This is a genomic window from Methylobacterium sp. 13MFTsu3.1M2 (assembly GCF_900112625.1).
GTDB lineage: Bacteria > Pseudomonadota > Alphaproteobacteria > Rhizobiales > Beijerinckiaceae > Methylobacterium.
Map to the genome: position 1 here is coordinate 105832 of NZ_FOMM01000007.1, position 15687 is coordinate 121518.

Annotated in this window: 13 protein-coding genes and 1 tRNA gene; 8 read left to right on the top strand and 6 right to left on the bottom strand. The window is 71.0% G+C overall.

Annotation, left to right across the window (positions count from 1 at the left end; translation table 11 throughout):
• Positions 1-7: 7 nt before the first annotated feature.
• The gene (locus BM314_RS07570) at positions 8-715 is read right to left on the bottom strand and encodes a glutathione S-transferase N-terminal domain-containing protein (protein WP_091977731.1); all 708 of its coding nucleotides are present in this window, start codon (positions 713-715) and stop codon (positions 8-10) included.
• Positions 716-830: 115 nt separating this feature from the next.
• On the bottom strand, positions 831-1769 hold the full coding sequence (locus tag BM314_RS07575) for an SMP-30/gluconolactonase/LRE family protein (protein ID WP_056531771.1): 939 nt from the start codon (positions 1767-1769) through the stop codon (positions 831-833).
• A 358-nt stretch (positions 1770-2127) separates the two neighbouring features.
• Between BM314_RS07575 and BM314_RS07580 the strand changes: the two genes are divergently transcribed.
• Both BM314_RS07580 and BM314_RS07585 read left to right on the top strand, forming a co-directional pair.
• Positions 2128-2204: transfer RNA gene (locus tag BM314_RS07580), tRNA-Pro, on the top strand.
• 25 nt (positions 2205-2229) lie between these two features.
• Complete coding sequence (locus BM314_RS07585) at positions 2230-2541, top strand: ETC complex I subunit (RefSeq protein ID WP_020090615.1); 312 nt, start codon at positions 2230-2232, stop codon at positions 2539-2541.
• A gap of 16 nt (positions 2542-2557) precedes the next feature.
• Here BM314_RS07585 and BM314_RS07590 read toward each other — a convergent pair whose 3' ends face one another.
• Together BM314_RS07590 and BM314_RS07595 are read right to left on the bottom strand one after the other, a co-directional pair.
• Complete coding sequence (locus BM314_RS07590; RefSeq protein ID WP_091925371.1) at positions 2558-3016, bottom strand: nucleoside deaminase; 459 nt, start codon at positions 3014-3016, stop codon at positions 2558-2560.
• Between the two features lie 78 nt (positions 3017-3094).
• Positions 3095-4162, bottom strand: a complete 1068-nt coding sequence (locus tag BM314_RS07595; protein WP_091977732.1) for a spore photoproduct lyase family protein — start codon at positions 4160-4162, stop codon at positions 3095-3097.
• 306 nt (positions 4163-4468) lie between these two features.
• Here BM314_RS07595 and BM314_RS07600 point away from each other — a divergent pair, with 306 nt between their 5' ends.
• Positions 4469-6382 (top strand): putative bifunctional diguanylate cyclase/phosphodiesterase, encoded by a 1914-nt coding sequence (locus BM314_RS07600; protein ID WP_175556273.1) that lies wholly within the window; start codon positions 4469-4471, stop codon positions 6380-6382.
• A 21-nt stretch (positions 6383-6403) separates the two neighbouring features.
• On the opposite strand, the gene BM314_RS07605 is transcribed toward BM314_RS07600, so the two are convergent.
• A complete protein-coding gene (locus BM314_RS07605) occupies positions 6404-6628 on the bottom strand; it encodes a hypothetical protein (RefSeq protein ID WP_091977733.1) in 225 nt (74 codons plus the stop codon).
• A gap of 279 nt (positions 6629-6907) precedes the next feature.
• On the opposite strand from BM314_RS07605, the gene BM314_RS07610 reads away from it, so the two are divergent.
• The 4 genes from BM314_RS07610 to BM314_RS07625 all read left to right on the top strand — a co-directional run bounded on the left by BM314_RS07610 (position 6908) and on the right by BM314_RS07625 (position 13277).
• Entirely contained in the window at positions 6908-7666 is a 759-nt protein-coding gene (locus tag BM314_RS07610) for a collagen-like domain-containing protein (RefSeq protein ID WP_244534804.1), read from the top strand.
• 429 nt (positions 7667-8095) lie between these two features.
• Positions 8096-9691 (top strand): TolC family outer membrane protein, encoded by a 1596-nt coding sequence (locus BM314_RS07615; RefSeq protein ID WP_280142537.1) that lies wholly within the window; start codon positions 8096-8098, stop codon positions 9689-9691.
• 197 nt (positions 9692-9888) lie between these two features.
• Positions 9889-10446, top strand: a complete 558-nt coding sequence (locus BM314_RS07620) for a PopZ family protein (protein ID WP_091977735.1) — start codon at positions 9889-9891, stop codon at positions 10444-10446.
• 113 nt (positions 10447-10559) lie between these two features.
• The gene (locus tag BM314_RS07625; protein WP_091977736.1) at positions 10560-13277 is read left to right on the top strand and encodes a valine--tRNA ligase; all 2718 of its coding nucleotides are present in this window, start codon (positions 10560-10562) and stop codon (positions 13275-13277) included.
• Positions 13278-13347: 70 nt separating this feature from the next.
• Here BM314_RS07625 and BM314_RS07630 read toward each other — a convergent pair whose 3' ends face one another.
• Positions 13348-13713 carry a hypothetical protein gene (locus BM314_RS07630; protein ID WP_091977737.1) on the bottom strand — a complete coding sequence of 122 codons (366 nt, stop codon included), beginning with the start codon at positions 13711-13713 and terminating at the stop codon, positions 13348-13350.
• Between the two features lie 326 nt (positions 13714-14039).
• Between BM314_RS07630 and BM314_RS07635 the strand changes: the two genes are divergently transcribed.
• Positions 14040-15566: a Do family serine endopeptidase gene (locus BM314_RS07635; RefSeq protein ID WP_091977738.1), complete on the top strand. Its 1527-nt coding sequence runs from the start codon at positions 14040-14042 to the stop codon at positions 15564-15566.
• The last annotated feature ends 121 nt before the right edge of the window (positions 15567-15687 follow it).

Below are 15687 nucleotides of genomic sequence, written 5' to 3' on the forward strand. Positions count from 1 at the left end.
GATCCGGTCAGCGCTTGGTGCTGGCGGCGGTCTGGCCGAACATCACCTTCTTGGCATCCTCGCTCATGGTCTTGCCGAAATCGGGATTGACCTCCGGGGCGCGGGCATAGGCCGCCTTGGTGGCGGGCCGCTCGGCGATCGCCGTCAACCAGCGCTTGAGGTTCGGGTGCTCGTCGAGGTTCTGCCCCTGCTTCTCCCACGGTACGATCCAGGGATAGCAGGCCATGTCGGCGATGGAGTAGTCCGGCCCGGCGACGAAGGCGCGGTCGGCCAGCCGCCGGTCGAGGACGCCGTAGAGCCGGTTGGTCTCGTTGACGTAGCGCTTGATCGCGTAGTCGATCTTCTCGGGCGCGTACTGCGAGAAGTGGTGGTTCTGGCCGAGCATCGGGCCGAGGCCGCCCATCTGCCAGAACAGCCATTGCAGCACCTCGGCCCGGCCGCGCGCGTCACCCGGGATGAAGCGCCCGGTCTTCTCGGCGAGGTAGAGCAGGATCGCCCCCGACTCGAACAGCGTGACCGGCGCGCCGCCGCCCGCCGGCTCGTCGTCGACGATCGCCGGCATCCTATTGTTGGGCGCGATCTTGAGGAAATCCGGGTTGAACTGCTCACCCTTGCCAATATTGACGGGATGAATGCGGTAAGGAACGCCCGCTTCTTCGAGAAACATCGTGATCTTATGGCCGTTCGGCGTCGGCCAGTAATGGAGTTCGATCATCGGCTGGTGTCCCGCTATGCCCCCGGCGGACGGGAAGTGGGTCGGCGCGCCGCTCCGGTCAAGCATGGTGCCGGCGACGACGCCGGCGGCGCATGCAGGGCTGGGCATCCGGGCCTCACCCGCCGGCGCAGCCCTGGACGTCGACGTGGACGGCGTAGAGCGACTGGCTCGCCGCCATGAACAGGCGGTTGCGGTGCCGGCCGCCGAAGCAGAGGTTGGCGCAGCGCTCCGGCAGCCGGATGCGGCCGATCGGCCGGCCGTCGGGGTTGAACACCATGACGCCGTCCAGGGCGTCGTCGCCCATGCCCCACCCGCACCAGAGATTGCCGTCGACGTCGCAGCGCAGCCCGTCCGGCGTGCCCGGCCCGGCATCGATCAGGACCCGCCGGTCGCGGAGCGTGCGGCCGGCGACCACGTCGTAGGCGACGATCCGCCGGGTCGGCTGCCCGCGCGATTCCACGAGGTAGAGCACGCGGCCGTCGGGTGAGAAGCACAGGCCGTTGGGGCCGGCGAGGTCGGTGGCCACGGCCTCCAGCGCACCGGTGACCGGGTCGAGCCGGTAGACGTTCTGCGGCAGTTCGGGCTCGGCGCGCACGCCTTCGTAGAACCCGCCGATCCCGAAGGGTGGGTCGGTGAACCAGACCGCGCCGTCGGCCGCGGTCACCACGTCGTTGGGCGAGTTGAGCCGGCGGCCCTCGAACGCGTCCGCCAGGACGGTGATCGCGCCGTCATGCTCGGTCCGGGTGACCCGACGACCGCCGTGCTCGCAGGTGACGAGCCGCCCCTGCCGGTCGCGGGTGTTGCCGTTGGCGAAGCCCGACGGCCGCCGGTAGAGGCCGACCGCCCCGCTCTCCTCGTCCCAGCGCAGGATGCGGTCGTTGGGGATGTCGCTCCAGAGCAGGTAGCGTCCGTCGCCGAACCAGACCGGCCCCTCGCACCAGCGGAAGCCGGTCGCGAGGCGCTCGACCGCCGCGTTGAACACCCGGTAGCGGGCGAAGGCGGCGTCGAGAATCTCGACCGCCGGGTCCGGGTAGCGCGGGCTCGGTGTCCACACGGGCAGGTCCCTGTCACTCGCGGCGATCGTCACCGTTCCGGCGCGGGCCGGCAAGGCCCGCCGCGCGGACGCGGGCGCAGCACCGCGGCGACGCTGCGGCGACGAGGGCCGGAAGCGCCCGGCACGGCGATCCGGGCGCACCATCCTCCACCCCCCAGTGATGGCAGGCGCCGGTTCGACAGCGGGGCGGTTCGGCCCTCGTCCCGGCCCGAACGCTACCGCGCCCCAATTTGTCTGACAAGTGGTATGCGACGGCCAGGCCGCCGCGAAGGGCCGATCCCGGAAGCGTCGGCGCGCACCGCGCCGCGCCTTGCGGGGGAACGGCGGAACCGCTACGGCATTGAGGCCGTGTGGCAGTCGGGGTGTGGCGCAGTCTGGTAGCGCACCTGGTTTGGGACCAGGGGGTCGTAGGTTCGAATCCTATCGCCCCGACCATTCGATCAGGAGCTTGTCGAGTCAGATGCCGAGCGCCCGCATCTTCCGTCCGTCTCGGGACGCCACGCAGTCGGGCCTCGCCCGGACCAAGCAGTGGATCCTGGAGTTCGACCGGACCAGCCCGCGCGAGATCGATCCGCTGATGGGGTGGAACGGGTCCTCGGACATGCTCCAGCAGGTGCGCCTGGAATTCGACACCGAGGAGGAGGCCGTGGCCTACGCGAAGCGCGAGGGGATCGCCTACCGCGTCGAGCAGCCGGCCAAGCCCGTCCAGCGCAAGGGCCTGTCCTACTCGGACAATTTCAAGTTCAACCGCACGGCGCCCTGGACCCATTGAGGCCGTCGCCGCCGCGTCAGGCCTCGCGGCGCGCCTTCCACGCCGGGTAGGGCGAATCGCCCGGCGGACGCAGCTGCGTGACGCGCATCGGCTGCGCGTCGAGGGGCTGGCAGAGTTCGGCGTAGATCGACGCGCTGCCGGCGCCGTAGGTCTCGGCCTCCTCGGCCGAGAAGGCGAAGTAGCCCTCCTTGAAGCCGGCCAGGCGCATCGCGGCGTGGCACATCGGGCACGGTCGGCCGCTCGCGTACATCACGCAGTCGCCGAGGTCGCGGCGGCCGAGGAGGCGGCTGGCCTCGCGCAGCGCCACCATCTCGGCATGGGCGCTGGGGTCGTTGGTCGCGTGTACGGTGTTGGCCGCGCGGACCAGCACGGTCCCCTCCCGCACGATGACCGCGCCGTAGGGCGCACCGCCCGCCTCGACATTGGCGGCGGCGAGGGCCACCGCCTCGCCGATATGGTCCTCGTGCGTCGACATGGATGGGCTCGACATGGCTGAGCTTTCCTCCGCTGGCGCGCCAACGCCGCGCGCGGCCGGAAGTTCAGCGCTCCGCGCTCAGAACGCGTAGCGCACCGTGCAGTAGGGCATCGTCTCGGCGAGCAGGGCCTTGAAGCGGGTGAGCCAGCGGCTCTTCCAGCCGGCCCGGTAGCGCAGGTTGGTGCCCCCGCCCTCCGAGACCTTCGCCTCCTGGATGTCCGGCCGCCAGAGCAGGTCCTCGGCCTTCGGGTGCCAGCCGAGATTGACCGCGTGCAGATCCGCGTTGTGGGTCAGCATGATGATCTCGCACTTGAGCTGCGCCTTGGCGGCGTCGGACAGCGTCGCGTCGATCTCGGCGAACAGCGCCCGCCAGTCGGCCTCCCAGCCCTCGTAGAGGATCACGGGCGAGAAATTGGCGTGGACCTCGTAGCCGGCGGCCACGAACTCGTCGATGGCGGCGATCCGCTCGGCGATCGGGGCGGTGCGCACGTCCACGATCCGGGCGATCCGCGCCGGCATGAGCGAGAAGCGGACGCGCGTCTTGCCCTGCGGATCGTAGGCGAGGAGGTCGCGGTTGACGGCCTTGGTGGCGAAGGAGGCCTTGGCGTTGGGCAGGGTGCGGAACAGCGCGACCAGGGCGCGCACGCCGTCGCTGACTGCCGCGTCGACCGAGAGGTCGCCGTTCTCGCCGATATCGTAGACCCAGTGCTCCGGATCGATCGGGTCCGGCTCCGGCAGGCGCCCCTGGCGGCCGGCGTGGCGGGCGATCGCCGCGCAGGCCTGCTCGAGGTTCACGAACAGCGAGATCGGGTTGGAGAAGCCCTTGCGGCGCGGCACGTAACAGTAGGCGCAGGCCATGGCGCAGCCGTTGGAGGTCGAGGGCGCGATGAAGTGGGCGCTGCGGCCGTTGGGGCGCATGGCGAGGCCCTTCTTCACGCCGAGGACCAGCGTCGAGCGCTTGATCCGCACCCAATCCTCCACCGAGCCGGCGTTGCCGTGGAGTCCCGGGATGTTCCAGTGCGACGGCACGACGATGCGCGCGGCGTCGGGAAAGCGCGCCAGGATGTCCCGGCCCAGCGGGAAGTCGCCGACAGTGGGCTCGTGATAGATCGTCCGGATATCGAGCAGGTCGCGGGTCAGGGCCATGGACGATCCGGGGCCCGGAAGCGGCCCGCGACCCGATATGGTGCGCGGCGACGCGGCCGGAATGCCTTGCGACCCGGAGTCTCTCTTCGCGCGGCGCGCGAAAAGCTCGGGATCGGGCGCGGCGCGCGTTGATCGTTCAACGATATCTTACGATTCGGTGCCATGAGTCCCTCATCTTCGAGTGGACGTGCGATGATCGTTCGGGACCAGGAGAGATCCGAGCCGGGCTCACCCGGCTCCGGTGAATCTCTCGACCCTGCAGATCCGAGGTGGGGCGCGCTGATCCGGCGGGATCAGCTGGAGGCCATGCGCGGGAGCGTGCTGGCGGCCATCCCGGTCAACATGCTGCTCGGCGTGGCGAGCATGCTCGTCGCCTACAGGAGCGGGCACGGCACCGTGGGGGCCATCTGGTTCGCGGCGTCGACCAGCGTCAACCTCCTGCGAATCGCCCTCTGCCGGATCCCCTGCCTCGGCCTGGCGCTGACCGCCGACATGACGCCGAGCCTGGCCGCGGCCGCCGCGCGCTCCGTCGACCGGCACCTGCGCGTCTTCACGGTCGCGGCGTTCCTCTCCGGACTGGTCTGGGCCTGCCAGCCGCTCCTGTGCGACGGCTACACGACCGCCGAGACCCTGTTCTACCTGACCATCACCTGCGGCGTGACCGCGGGGGCGGTGACGCACGGGATCGCGTACGCGCGCATCCCCCTCGCCTTCATCGCCCTGCCGCTGCTGTCCGTCGTGGCCTGCCTCGCCTATGCCGGCGACTTCGACCGGAACTGCCTCGCGGCCTGCGTGCTGCTCTACTTCCTCGCCCTGACGCACACGGCGTTCCGCAGCGAGTCCGTGTTTCGCGAGGCGAGCCGGCTCAAGAACGAGGCCCACGCCCTCGCCCGGTCCCGCGCCGAGGCCCATGCCAGCGCCAGCGCCCTCGTGGACGAGATGCGGTGGCGCGCCACGCACGACGATCTCACCGGCCTGCTGAACCGCGCGGGCTTCCTCCAGGCGACGGAGAACCGGCTCCGCACCGGGACCCTCAGCCTGCTGATGCTCGACCTCGACGGGTTCAAGTTCGTCAACGACGTCTACGGCCACAAGGCGGGCGACCGGGTGCTCGTCGAGGTGGCGCGCCGGCTGAAGGACGCGCTGCCGGAGAACGGTCTCGCGGCCCGGCTGGGCGGCGACGAGTTCGCGGTGCTGTACGATCCCGTGACGTCGGGCGTGCCCGACGACGTCATGGCGGCGAACCTCATCGCCGCGGTGTCCCAGCCGTTCGACGGCTTCGACGCGGGCCGCCTCGGGGTCAGCATCGGCGTCCACGCGAGCGCGGAGCCGAGCTTCACCGAGATGCTGAGCTGCGCCGACGAGGCGCTCTACGCCGCGAAGGCCGCCGGGCGGAACCGCTACCGGGTGTTCGATTCGGGCCTGCGCGAGGGGCTGCAGATGCGGCGGGACCTGGAGCGCGACCTGTCGCAGGCCCTGGTCGAGAACGCCCCGAAGGTCTGGTTCCAGCCGATCTACGCGGCCGATGGCCGGACCCTGGTCGGGCTGGAAGCCCTGATCCGCTGGGAGCATCCGCGGCTCGGCTGGATCGCGCCCCCGGACCTGATCGCCGCCGCCGCGATGGCCGGCCTGACCGAATCGCTGCTCCGCTACATCCTCGAGCAGGTCTGCGCGATGCTGGAGATCCTGCATCGCCGCGGCCTGAGCGGCGTGCGCGTGGCGATGAACGTCTCACCCCGGGAGATGGCGCAGGTCCCCGTGGACGAGATCGTCATCGGGCGCCTGAACCTCCTCGGCCTGCCGCCCACCATGCTGGAGATCGAGATCACCGAGGAGACGGCCCTCGACATCGGCGCGGTGCAGGGCAAGCTGCAGGCGCTGTCCCGCGCCGGTATCCGGGTCGCCCTGGACGATTTCGGCATCGGCTACTCGTCGCTCTCCTCGCTGCGCCAGCTCAAGGCGGACCGGATCAAGATCGACCGGAGCTTCGTCACCGGCCTCGGGGCGAGCGACGACAAGCGCGGGCTCGTCCTCGCCGTCCTCGGCCTCGGCCGGCTGCTCGGGCTCGACGTGGTGGCGGAAGGCGTCGAGTCGGCCGAGGACCTGAACATCCTGCAGGCGATGGGCTGCCCGTTCCTGCAGGGCTACCATCTCGGCCGCCCGATGCCGGTGGAAGATCTGGAAGCCACCCTGCTCAGCACGCGCATCGCCGCGGCCTGAGCCGGTGCCGGCGCGCTCCGCTCAGAACCGCCCGGCATCCGCCGGATCGCGGCGCACCAGCCGGCGCGCCGCCGCGCGCCACAGGCGGTCCGGCATCCCGTAGAGCAACACGAGCGCCGCGCACCCGGCGATCGCCAGCAGGAACAGCCAGGCCAGCGCCTCGAGGATGGGTCCCGGCGGCGTTCCGGACTCGGTCCGGTCGTACCAGAGCGGGTCCGTGTCCCAGGGCGGATCGTCGTTGTCCACGGCAGAACCCTCCACCGCGGGTCCGAATGCGGCCCGGGGCGCTCGCGCGGCGGTGACCGGTGAATCGGTCCGCGTCACTCCTCTGCCGGCCCGGTCCGCACACGCCTGACCGGGTCCAGCGCGGTCACGCTACAGGCCCCGCCGCGCGCCCTTCGAATACCCATTTCGGACTACGGCCTTCGACCGGCCGCGCTTTTCCACATCCAACTTTCTCCGCAATTTATTGCTTAGTTTGCGGGCTATGGCATTCTGACCGTCTAAAAGACTGCGTGACCTGCCATGAGATCTGCCAAACGCCTGTGGCGCGAGCGCTGGGCGCTGTGTTCGATGCTGGCCCTGTCGGCCGCCTGCGGGCTGCCGGCGCGGGCGGCGGACATGCGCATCGAGGCCGCCAAGATCACCGGCGGTGATCTCTGGATCATCGGTTACGCCGACGATCCGGGGGTGGAGATCACGCTCGACGGCCAGTTCCCCCACCGGACCGACAGCCGCGGCTATTTCGAGTTTCGCGTCGTCTATCATCCGGCCACCTGCATCGCGACGCTGCGGACGCCGAAACAGACCCGCAGCATCGTGGTCGGCGAGTGCGGCCAGCAGGGGCCGCAGGCGCCCGGGCTCGCCGGCCCGGCCGGCCCGCGCGGCGAGACGGGTCCGCGGGGCGAGGCCGGGCCTCCCGGCGAGCGGGGCGCGATGGGACCGCCCGGGCCGCCCGGACCCCAGGGGCCAGCCGGCGCGGAGGGCGTCGCCGGACCGCCGGGCCCGCCGGGCGAGCGCGGCCCCATCGGCATGGCCGGCGCACCGGGGCTGATGGGGGCCATGGGCCCGCCCGGCCCGCCCGGGCCGCCCGGCGGCACCCGCGGGCAGCCGGCTTCCCCGAGCGCCGCGCCGAAACCGAACCCGTCGGCCGCGCTGGCAGGGCCGGCGCCGAAGCCGCGGCCGCCGGCGCGGGCGCGCCGCGCACCCGAGCCGGAATCCGCGCCCGAGGGACCGCTGGATCTGGAGCCCGACGCCGGCGGCGGCGGGATGGACCGCTACTAGGCGCGGACCGGTGTCGACCGCAGGGCCAGCCGCGGAACGGGCCACCCTGCCCGGCCGGGGGCGACGCGTCGGCCCCCAAGTCTCGCGTGGCTGCACGCCGGCAATAGTCTTTGGAAGAGCGTATTTATGCGACTTAACAACTCAATTCGCTCGCGTGCCGCGCTGTCCGCGCCGGGTGTGTCACCTTAATGCCCCAACGCCGCACATTCCGCCGCCAGACCCGCACCGAGGCGAGCCAAAGCGCCCGGTTTGCGCTAAGCGTGACGGTGGGGCGGGCTTGATCGGAGACGAGCGAAACGCCGTACCTTGGCCGTTTTCGTCTCGGACTTCCGGACCGAAAGAGACCGCAAGGGCTTGTTCATCGTGACACGACGTCCACCAGCGAGTTGCCCGACGTTCCGCCTGGCCGGGATGGTGTCCGGACTCGCGATGCTGGCTGCCATGCCGGCATCGGCCGAGACTCTGGAGAGCGCTCTCGCGAAGGCCTATCAGGGCAATCCGAGCCTGAACGCCAGCCGTGCGGGCGTGCGCGCTATCGACGAGAACGTGGCGATCGCGCAGTCGGGCTACCGGCCGACCGTCAACGTCAACGCCGCGATCGGCGTCCAGTACCTTCAGACGCGCTCGTCCAGCACGGTCGCGACGGCGGCCACCGGCGGCACGGCCGCGACCACCGCCGGATCGGCCCTCGGGACGACGGGCGGCGGCCTGGGCGGAACGGCGGGCGCCGGGACGACCGGGACCGGAACGACCACGGGGATCGGGACGACGGGGATCGGGACCGCGGGCGGCACCACCGGCATCGGAACCTCAGGTGCCGGGGCGGCGGGATCCGCGACCGGCGGCGAGGGCCTGTCCGGCGGCGCGACCTCCGACATCGCGAGCCAGGTCATCACCTCCCGGCGGACGACGCGCACCACCTACCTGCCGAGCTCCGCCAGCCTGAACGTCACGCAGACGATCTTCAACGGCTTCCAGACCGACAACACGGTCCGGCGCGCGGAGTCGCAGGTCTACAGCCAGCGCGAGAGCCTGCGCTTCACCGAGCTGTCGGTTCTGTACAGCGCCGTCCAGGCGTACATGAACGTGCTCAGCAACACGGCGACGCTGGAGCTGAACCGGAACAACGTCGAGGTTCTGGAAGAGCAGCTCCGCCAGACCCGGGACCGCTTCAACGTCGGCGAGGTGACCCGGACCGACGTCGCGCAGGCCGAGGCCCGACTGGCCGGCGCGCGATCGCAGGTCGCCCAGGCCGAATCGACCCTCCGCACGAGCATCGGCGTCTACCGGCAGAATATCGGCGTCGAGCCGCGCCAGCTCGCGCCGGGTCGGCCGCTGGACCGGTTCGTGCCGCGCAGCCTCGATCAGGCGATCGCCGTCGGCCTGCGCGAGCACCCGCAGGTCGTCTCGGCCATCCACAACGTCGACGCGAGCGAGGCCCAGGTGAAAGTCCTGGAAGGCCAGCTCGCCCCGCAGCTCAGCCTGCAGGGCTCGCTCAGCCAGCTCTACGACCAGAACGGACCGAACCAGAGCTTCTTCGTCGGCTTCGTCGGCGGACGGCTCTCGATCCCGATCTACGAGGGCGGCCAGACCTACGCGCAGATCCGGCAGGCCAAGGAGTCGGTCGGCCAGGCCCGCATCCAGGTCGACCAGATCCGCGATCAGGTCCGCGCCCAGATCGTCGATTTCTGGGGCCGGCTCGAGGCCGCCAAGGCGCAGGTCATCGCCGCCCAGGCCCAGGTCCAGGCCAACGAGGTGGCGCTGAACGGCGTGCGCGAGGAAGCGCGCGTCGGCCAGCGCACGACCCTCGACGTGCTCAACGCGCAGCAGGAACTGCTGAATTCCCGGGTGAACCTCATCGTCGCCCAGCGTGACCGGGTCATCTTCTCCTACGGGGTGGTCCAGGCGATCGGACAGTTGACCGCGCGCTTCACGGCGCTCCCGGTCGAATACTACAGCGCCAAGGTTCACTACGATCAGGTCAAGGATCTCTGGTTCGGCCTGCGCACCCCGGACGGTCGCTGACGGCTTTTCCACGGGGAGTGTGTTGTGGGCGCGCTTGCCGTCACGAAACGGCATGGAATACTGATTGAACATCGATCCATTCGGGTCGCTTTCCAGTCTCCCATGCCCGAGTGCGCCTGCCGATGAGTGCAGCAAGCCCCAAGATCCCGGACTCGAAATTCCAGGACAAGGCTGCCGATAAGGCGCACGAGCCTTCGATGGAAGAGATCCTCGCGTCGATCCGGAGGATCATCGCCGACGATCAGGCCGCCAAGCCGGCCGAGGTCGCGGCGCCCGCTCCGGAGCCCGACGACGTGCTCGACCTCGCGGAGGTCGCCGAGCCGGTGATGCGCCCGCGCGTCGTCGAGCCGGAGCCGGAACCCGAGCCGGCCCCGGACCTGCTCGACTTCGACGCGATCGACTTCGAGGACCCGGTGACCGCCGCGCCCGAACCGGAGCCCGAGCCCGAGCCCGAGCCCGAGCCGGCCCCGGAGCCGCCGCCCCCACCGCCTCCGCCCCCGCAGCCCGTGCTCCAGGCCGCCCGCGCGCCCGAGCCGGAGCCCGAGGCCCTGGTCTCTCCGGCCACGGATGCCAGCGTCAGCGGCGCGTTCAACCTGCTGGCCCACACCGTGCTGACGCAGAACGCCCGGACCCTGGAGGATCTCGTCAAGGAGATGCTCCGGCCGATGCTGAAATCCTGGCTCGACGACAACCTCCCGGCCGTGGTCGAGCGCCTCGTGCGCGCCGAGATCGAGCGGGTGTCGCGCGGCCGCTGAGCCGGCGGCCTGGGTACGGCGGCCGCGGGCCGCCGTCCGCGTGTTGACGGGAGCGGCGTGACGGTCGAAAGCGGGGCCACCCCCGTTTGGACAAGCGCCGGCCCGTACCCGCGATGATGGACAAGACCTTCGAGCCCACCTCCGTCGAGGCGCGGATCTCCGCCGCCTGGGCCGAGGCGGACGCCTTCCGTGCCGGCCGGCCCGAGCGCGCCGGGGCCCCGCCGTACTGCATTGTGATCCCGCCGCCGAACGTGACGGGCTCCCTGCACATGGGCCACGCCCTCAACAACACGCTGCAGGACATCCTCTGCCGCTTCGAGCGCATGCGCGGCAAGGACGTGCTCTGGCAGCCGGGGACGGACCATGCCGGCATCGCCACCCAGATGGTGGTCGAGCGGCGGATGATGGAGCGTCAGGAGCCCGGCCGCCGCGAGATCGGCCGCGCGGCCTTCGTCGAGAAGGTCTGGGCCTGGAAGGCGGAATCCGGCGGCGCGATCGTCAACCAGCTGAAGCGGCTCGGCGCCTCCTGCGACTGGTCCCGCGAGCGTTTCACCATGGACGAGGGGCTGAGCCGGGCCGTGCTCAAGACCTTCGTCGTCCTGCACCGGCAGGGTCTGATCTATCGCGACAAGCGGCTGGTGAACTGGGACCCGAAGTTCCAGACCGCGATCTCGGACCTGGAGGTCCAGCAGGTCGAGACCAGGGGCCATCTCTGGCACTTCGACTACCCGGTGGTGGACGAGGCCGGCAGCGAGACCGGCGCCGTCATCACGGTGGCCACCACCCGCCCCGAGACGATGCTGGGCGACACCGGCATCGCGGTCCATCCCGAGGACGCGCGCTACACCGCGCTCGTCGGCCAGCGCGTGCGCCTGCCGCTGGTCGGGCGGCTGATCCCGATCGTGGCCGACACCTACTCGGATCCCGAGAAGGGCACGGGCGCGGTCAAGATCACGCCCGCCCACGATTTCAACGACTTCGACGTCGGCCGCCGCCACGGGCTCGGCCTGATCAACGTCCTCGACCCCGAGGGCCGGATGCTGCTCGACGGCAACGCCGAGTTCCTCGACAGCGTCGCGCCCGAGCCGGAGGCCCTGGCGCTCCACGGCCTCGACCGGGCGCAGGCCCGCAAGGAGGTGGTGGCGCTGATGGAGGCGCGCGGTCGGCTGCGCGCGATCGAGCCGAACACCCACGCGGTCCCGCACGGCGACCGCTCGGGCGTGGTCATCGAGCCCTACCTGACCGACCAGTGGTACGTGAACGTCAAGCCGCTCGCGGAGCGCGCCCTCCAGGCGGTGCGCGACGGGCAGACCAAGTTCGTGCCGGAGAACTACGAGAAGATCTTCTTCCAGTGGCTCACCAACATCGAGCCGTGGTGCATCTCGCGCCAGCTCTGGTGGGGCCACCAGATCCCGGTCTGGTACGACGACGCCGGCGGCATCTTCGTCGCCGAGAGCGAGGCCGAGGCGCAGGCGGCGGCCGACGCGCAGCACGGCCGGCCGGTCGCGCTCACCCGCGACGCGGACGTCCTCGACACGTGGTTCTCCTCGGCGCTCTGGCCGTTCTCGACGCTGGGCTGGCCGGACACGACCCCGGAACTCGCGCGCTTCTACCCGACCAACACCCTGGTGACCGGCAAGGACATCCTGTTCTTCTGGGTCGCCCGGATGATGATGATGGGCCTGCACCTCACCGACCGGGCGCCCTTCGACACGGTCTACCTGCACACCCTGGTGCGGGACGCGTCGGGCGCGAAGATGTCGAAGTCGAAGGGGAACGTCGTCGATCCGCTGGAACTGATCGATCAGGTCGGCGCCGACGTCCTGCGCTTCACCCTCTGCGCGCTGGCCGTCCAGGGCCGCGACATCAAGCTGTCCACCGACCGTGTCCAGGGCTACCGCAACTTCGCGACCAAGCTCTGGAACGCCGCCCGCTTCGCCGAGCTGAACGGCTGCCGCCTGGACCCGGCCTTCGACCCGCGCTCCGCCACCGGCGCGATCAACCGCTGGGCGCTCACCGAGGCGGCCCGCGCGGTCGACGAGGTCGCGGGCGCCCTCGAGGCCTTCCGCTTCAACGACGCGGCGGCGGTGGCCTACCGCTTCGTCTGGAACATCTTCTGCGACTGGTATCTCGAGCTCGCCAAGCCGGTGCTCCAGGGCGAGGGTGTCGATCCCGCGATCCGGGCCGAGACGCAGGCGTGCGTGGCGTTCCTGATCGATCAGGTCGCCAAGCTGCTCCACCCGTTCATGCCGTTCCTCACGGAGGAGCTGTGGGCGATCAAGGGCGCCGACCTGCCGGAGCGCGGACTGCTGACCCTGGCCGCCTGGCCGGACCTCGGCGGCCTCGCCGACGCGGCCGCGGAGGCCGAGGTCGGGTTCGTGGTCGATCTCGTCAGCCAGATCCGCTCGGCGCGGTCCGAGACCAATGTCCCGGCCGGCGCGCAGATCCCGCTGGTGATGGTCGGCGCCGCCCCGGAGGTGAGAGCGCGGGTTGAGGCGTGGCGCGACACGCTCCTGCGCCTCGCCCGACTGTCGGAGATCACCTTCGCGGAGACGCCGCCGAGGAACTCGGTCCAGCTCCTGGTGCGCGGGAGCGTCGCCGCGCTGCCGCTGGAAGGCGTGGTCGACCTCGCGGCCGAGGTCGCGCGCCTGAAGAAGGAGCAGGGCAAGGCGCAGGGCGAGATCAAGAAGATCGACGCCAAGCTCGGCAACGCCGACTTCGTGGCCCGCGCGCCCGAGGAGATCATCGAGGAGAACCGGGAGCGCCGCGAGAGCGAGGCGGCGCGGCTGGCGAAGATCGAGGAAGCTCTGGTCCGGCTCAGCGGGGACTGAGCGCCCGTCCGGGAGCACTCCGACGTGTCAGGCCCGCCCCGGGGGTGACCCGGCCCCGGAGGCTCGCCCGTCAGCGTCGGGTGCCGAGGGTTCCGGTGAACGCCCGCGGCCCGCCCCAACTGGCGGCGGACGCGTCGTTCGGGGTCCAGAAGCCGTCCTGCGACGCGCCCCGCGGATGCAGGGAATAGTCCGGTGGAACGTAGCCGCCCGACTGGTTCCAGTAGCCGGGCCGGAAGTTGGCCGCCGATTTCGCAACGCGCTCATCTCCGGGGCGGCGCGTATCGACGCTGTACGTTCTCTCGGAAACGCTGCGCGGCGCGCGACTTGCGACGACGGGCTTCGCGTCGAAGTAATCACGGTAATCCGCGTACGACTCGACCGCCAGCGCGCCGACAGTCGACCCGAAGAACATGGCGGCTGCCAACAGCACCTTCATTGTCGATTCCTCTGCCTACACACTCGGATCTGGCGGCATCGAGATTGCGCCGGCCCGCCGAACTGAGCGGTATTTAAGATCGACTCCCGGAAACGGGGGTGCCGGACAGCACGAGCCTGGATCCGGCCCAACCCGCGCCGGGTCGTCGGACCTCCGGTCTCGGTCACGCGCCGCGATCGCGCTGGGGCTCCGCGAGCGCTCGGCTACCTGTCCAAACGGTAATTTGATCGCCACGCCCGGGTCAGGCGCCGCCCCTTAGACAGATCCCATCGACGGCCGCGACCGCCGGCGTCGTCCCGATCAGTCCCGAGAGGTTGAGACCCCCCATGACCGAGACCCGTCCCACTGGCCGCACCTCGCGCCGCGCCCTCGCCTCCGTGGCGGCCGCCGCGCTGATCGCCGGCGGTGCCGTCGGCAGCGGCTATCTGCCGGCCGCGACCCCGGCCTACGCGCAGGCTCTGCCCAAGTCGCCGATCGAGGCGCCCGAGCACCCGCCGGGCTCGTTCGCCGGCATCGTCAACAAGGTGAAGCCGGGCGTGGTCTCGGTGAAGGTGAAGCTCGACGACTCGGCGAGCAGCGACGACGACGACGGTCCGAGCCAGGGGCGCAACCTCCAGAACGTGCCGCCGCAGCTGCGCGAGTTCTTCAAGCGCTTCGGCCAGAACGGACCCGGCGGGATGCAGCCCCAGCATCAGGGCCCGCGCGGCGCTGTCGGCTCCGGCTTCATCATCTCGGCCGACGGCTACGTGGTCACCAACAACCACGTGGTCGACCACGCCAAGACCGTGCAGGTGACGCTGGACGACGGACGCACCCTCGACGCGAAGGTCATCGGCAAGGATTCCAAGACGGACGTCGCCCTGCTGAAGATCACCGAGGGCTCGAACTTCCCGTACGTCCAGTTCGGCAAGGCCGCGCCGCAGGTCGGCGACTGGGTCGTGGCGATCGGTAACCCGTTCGGCCTCGGCGGCACCGTGACCGCCGGCATCGTCTCGGCCCGCGGCCGCGACATCGGCGCCGGCCCGTACGACGACTTCCTGCAGATCGACGCCCCGATCAACAAGGGCAATTCGGGCGGCCCGACCTTCAACGTCAACGGCGAGGTGGTCGGCATGAACACCGCCATCGCGTCCCCGTCGGGCGGCAGCGTCGGCCTCGCCTTCGCGATCCCCGCCGAGACCGTCCAGGCGGTGGTCGACCAGCTCCGCACCGACGGCAAGGTCGCCCGCGGCTACCTGGGCGTCCAGATCCAGCCCGTGACGCAGGACATCGCCGAGGGCCTGGGCCTCGACAAGGCCAAGGGCGCCCTGGTCGACCACGCCGAGAACGGCACCCCGGCGGCCAAGGCCGGCCTGAAGGCGGGCGACGTGATCGAGAAGGTCAACGGCGACACGGTGGACAGCGCCCGCGAGCTGTCGCGCAAGATCGCCGGCCTGAAGCCGGGCGCCAAGGTCGAGCTGAGCTACCTGCGCGGCGGCAAGACCGACACCGCCACGGTGACGCTGGGCACGATGCCGACCGACGGCACCAAGATGGCGAGCCGCGACGACGACTCGGGCAACGGCCAGCCGCGGCTCGGCCTGCAGCTCGCCCCGGCCGGCGATGTCGGCCTGTCGGATCAGGGCGTCGCGGTGGTCCAGGTCGATCCCGACGGCCCGGCGGCCGCCAAGGGTATCGAGGCGGGCGACGTGATCCTCGACGTCGGCGGCCAGAGCGTGGCCCGTCCGTCGGATGTGGCGACGCAGATCCGAGCGGCCGAGTCGAGCGGGCGCAAGGCCGTGCTGATGCGGGTGAAGAGCGGCAAGGGCCAGACCCGGTTCGTGGCGGTCTCGCTCAACAAGAAGGCCGGCTGAGGCCGGTTTCTCCCGGCGCGGGGTCCGCCCCGCGCCGTCTCGTGGTGACCTCCGACTCGCGCTGGCCGAACAGGCCGGCGCTTTTTCGTGTCCCCCTTTCCGCGACTGAGCGTCTGGGCGT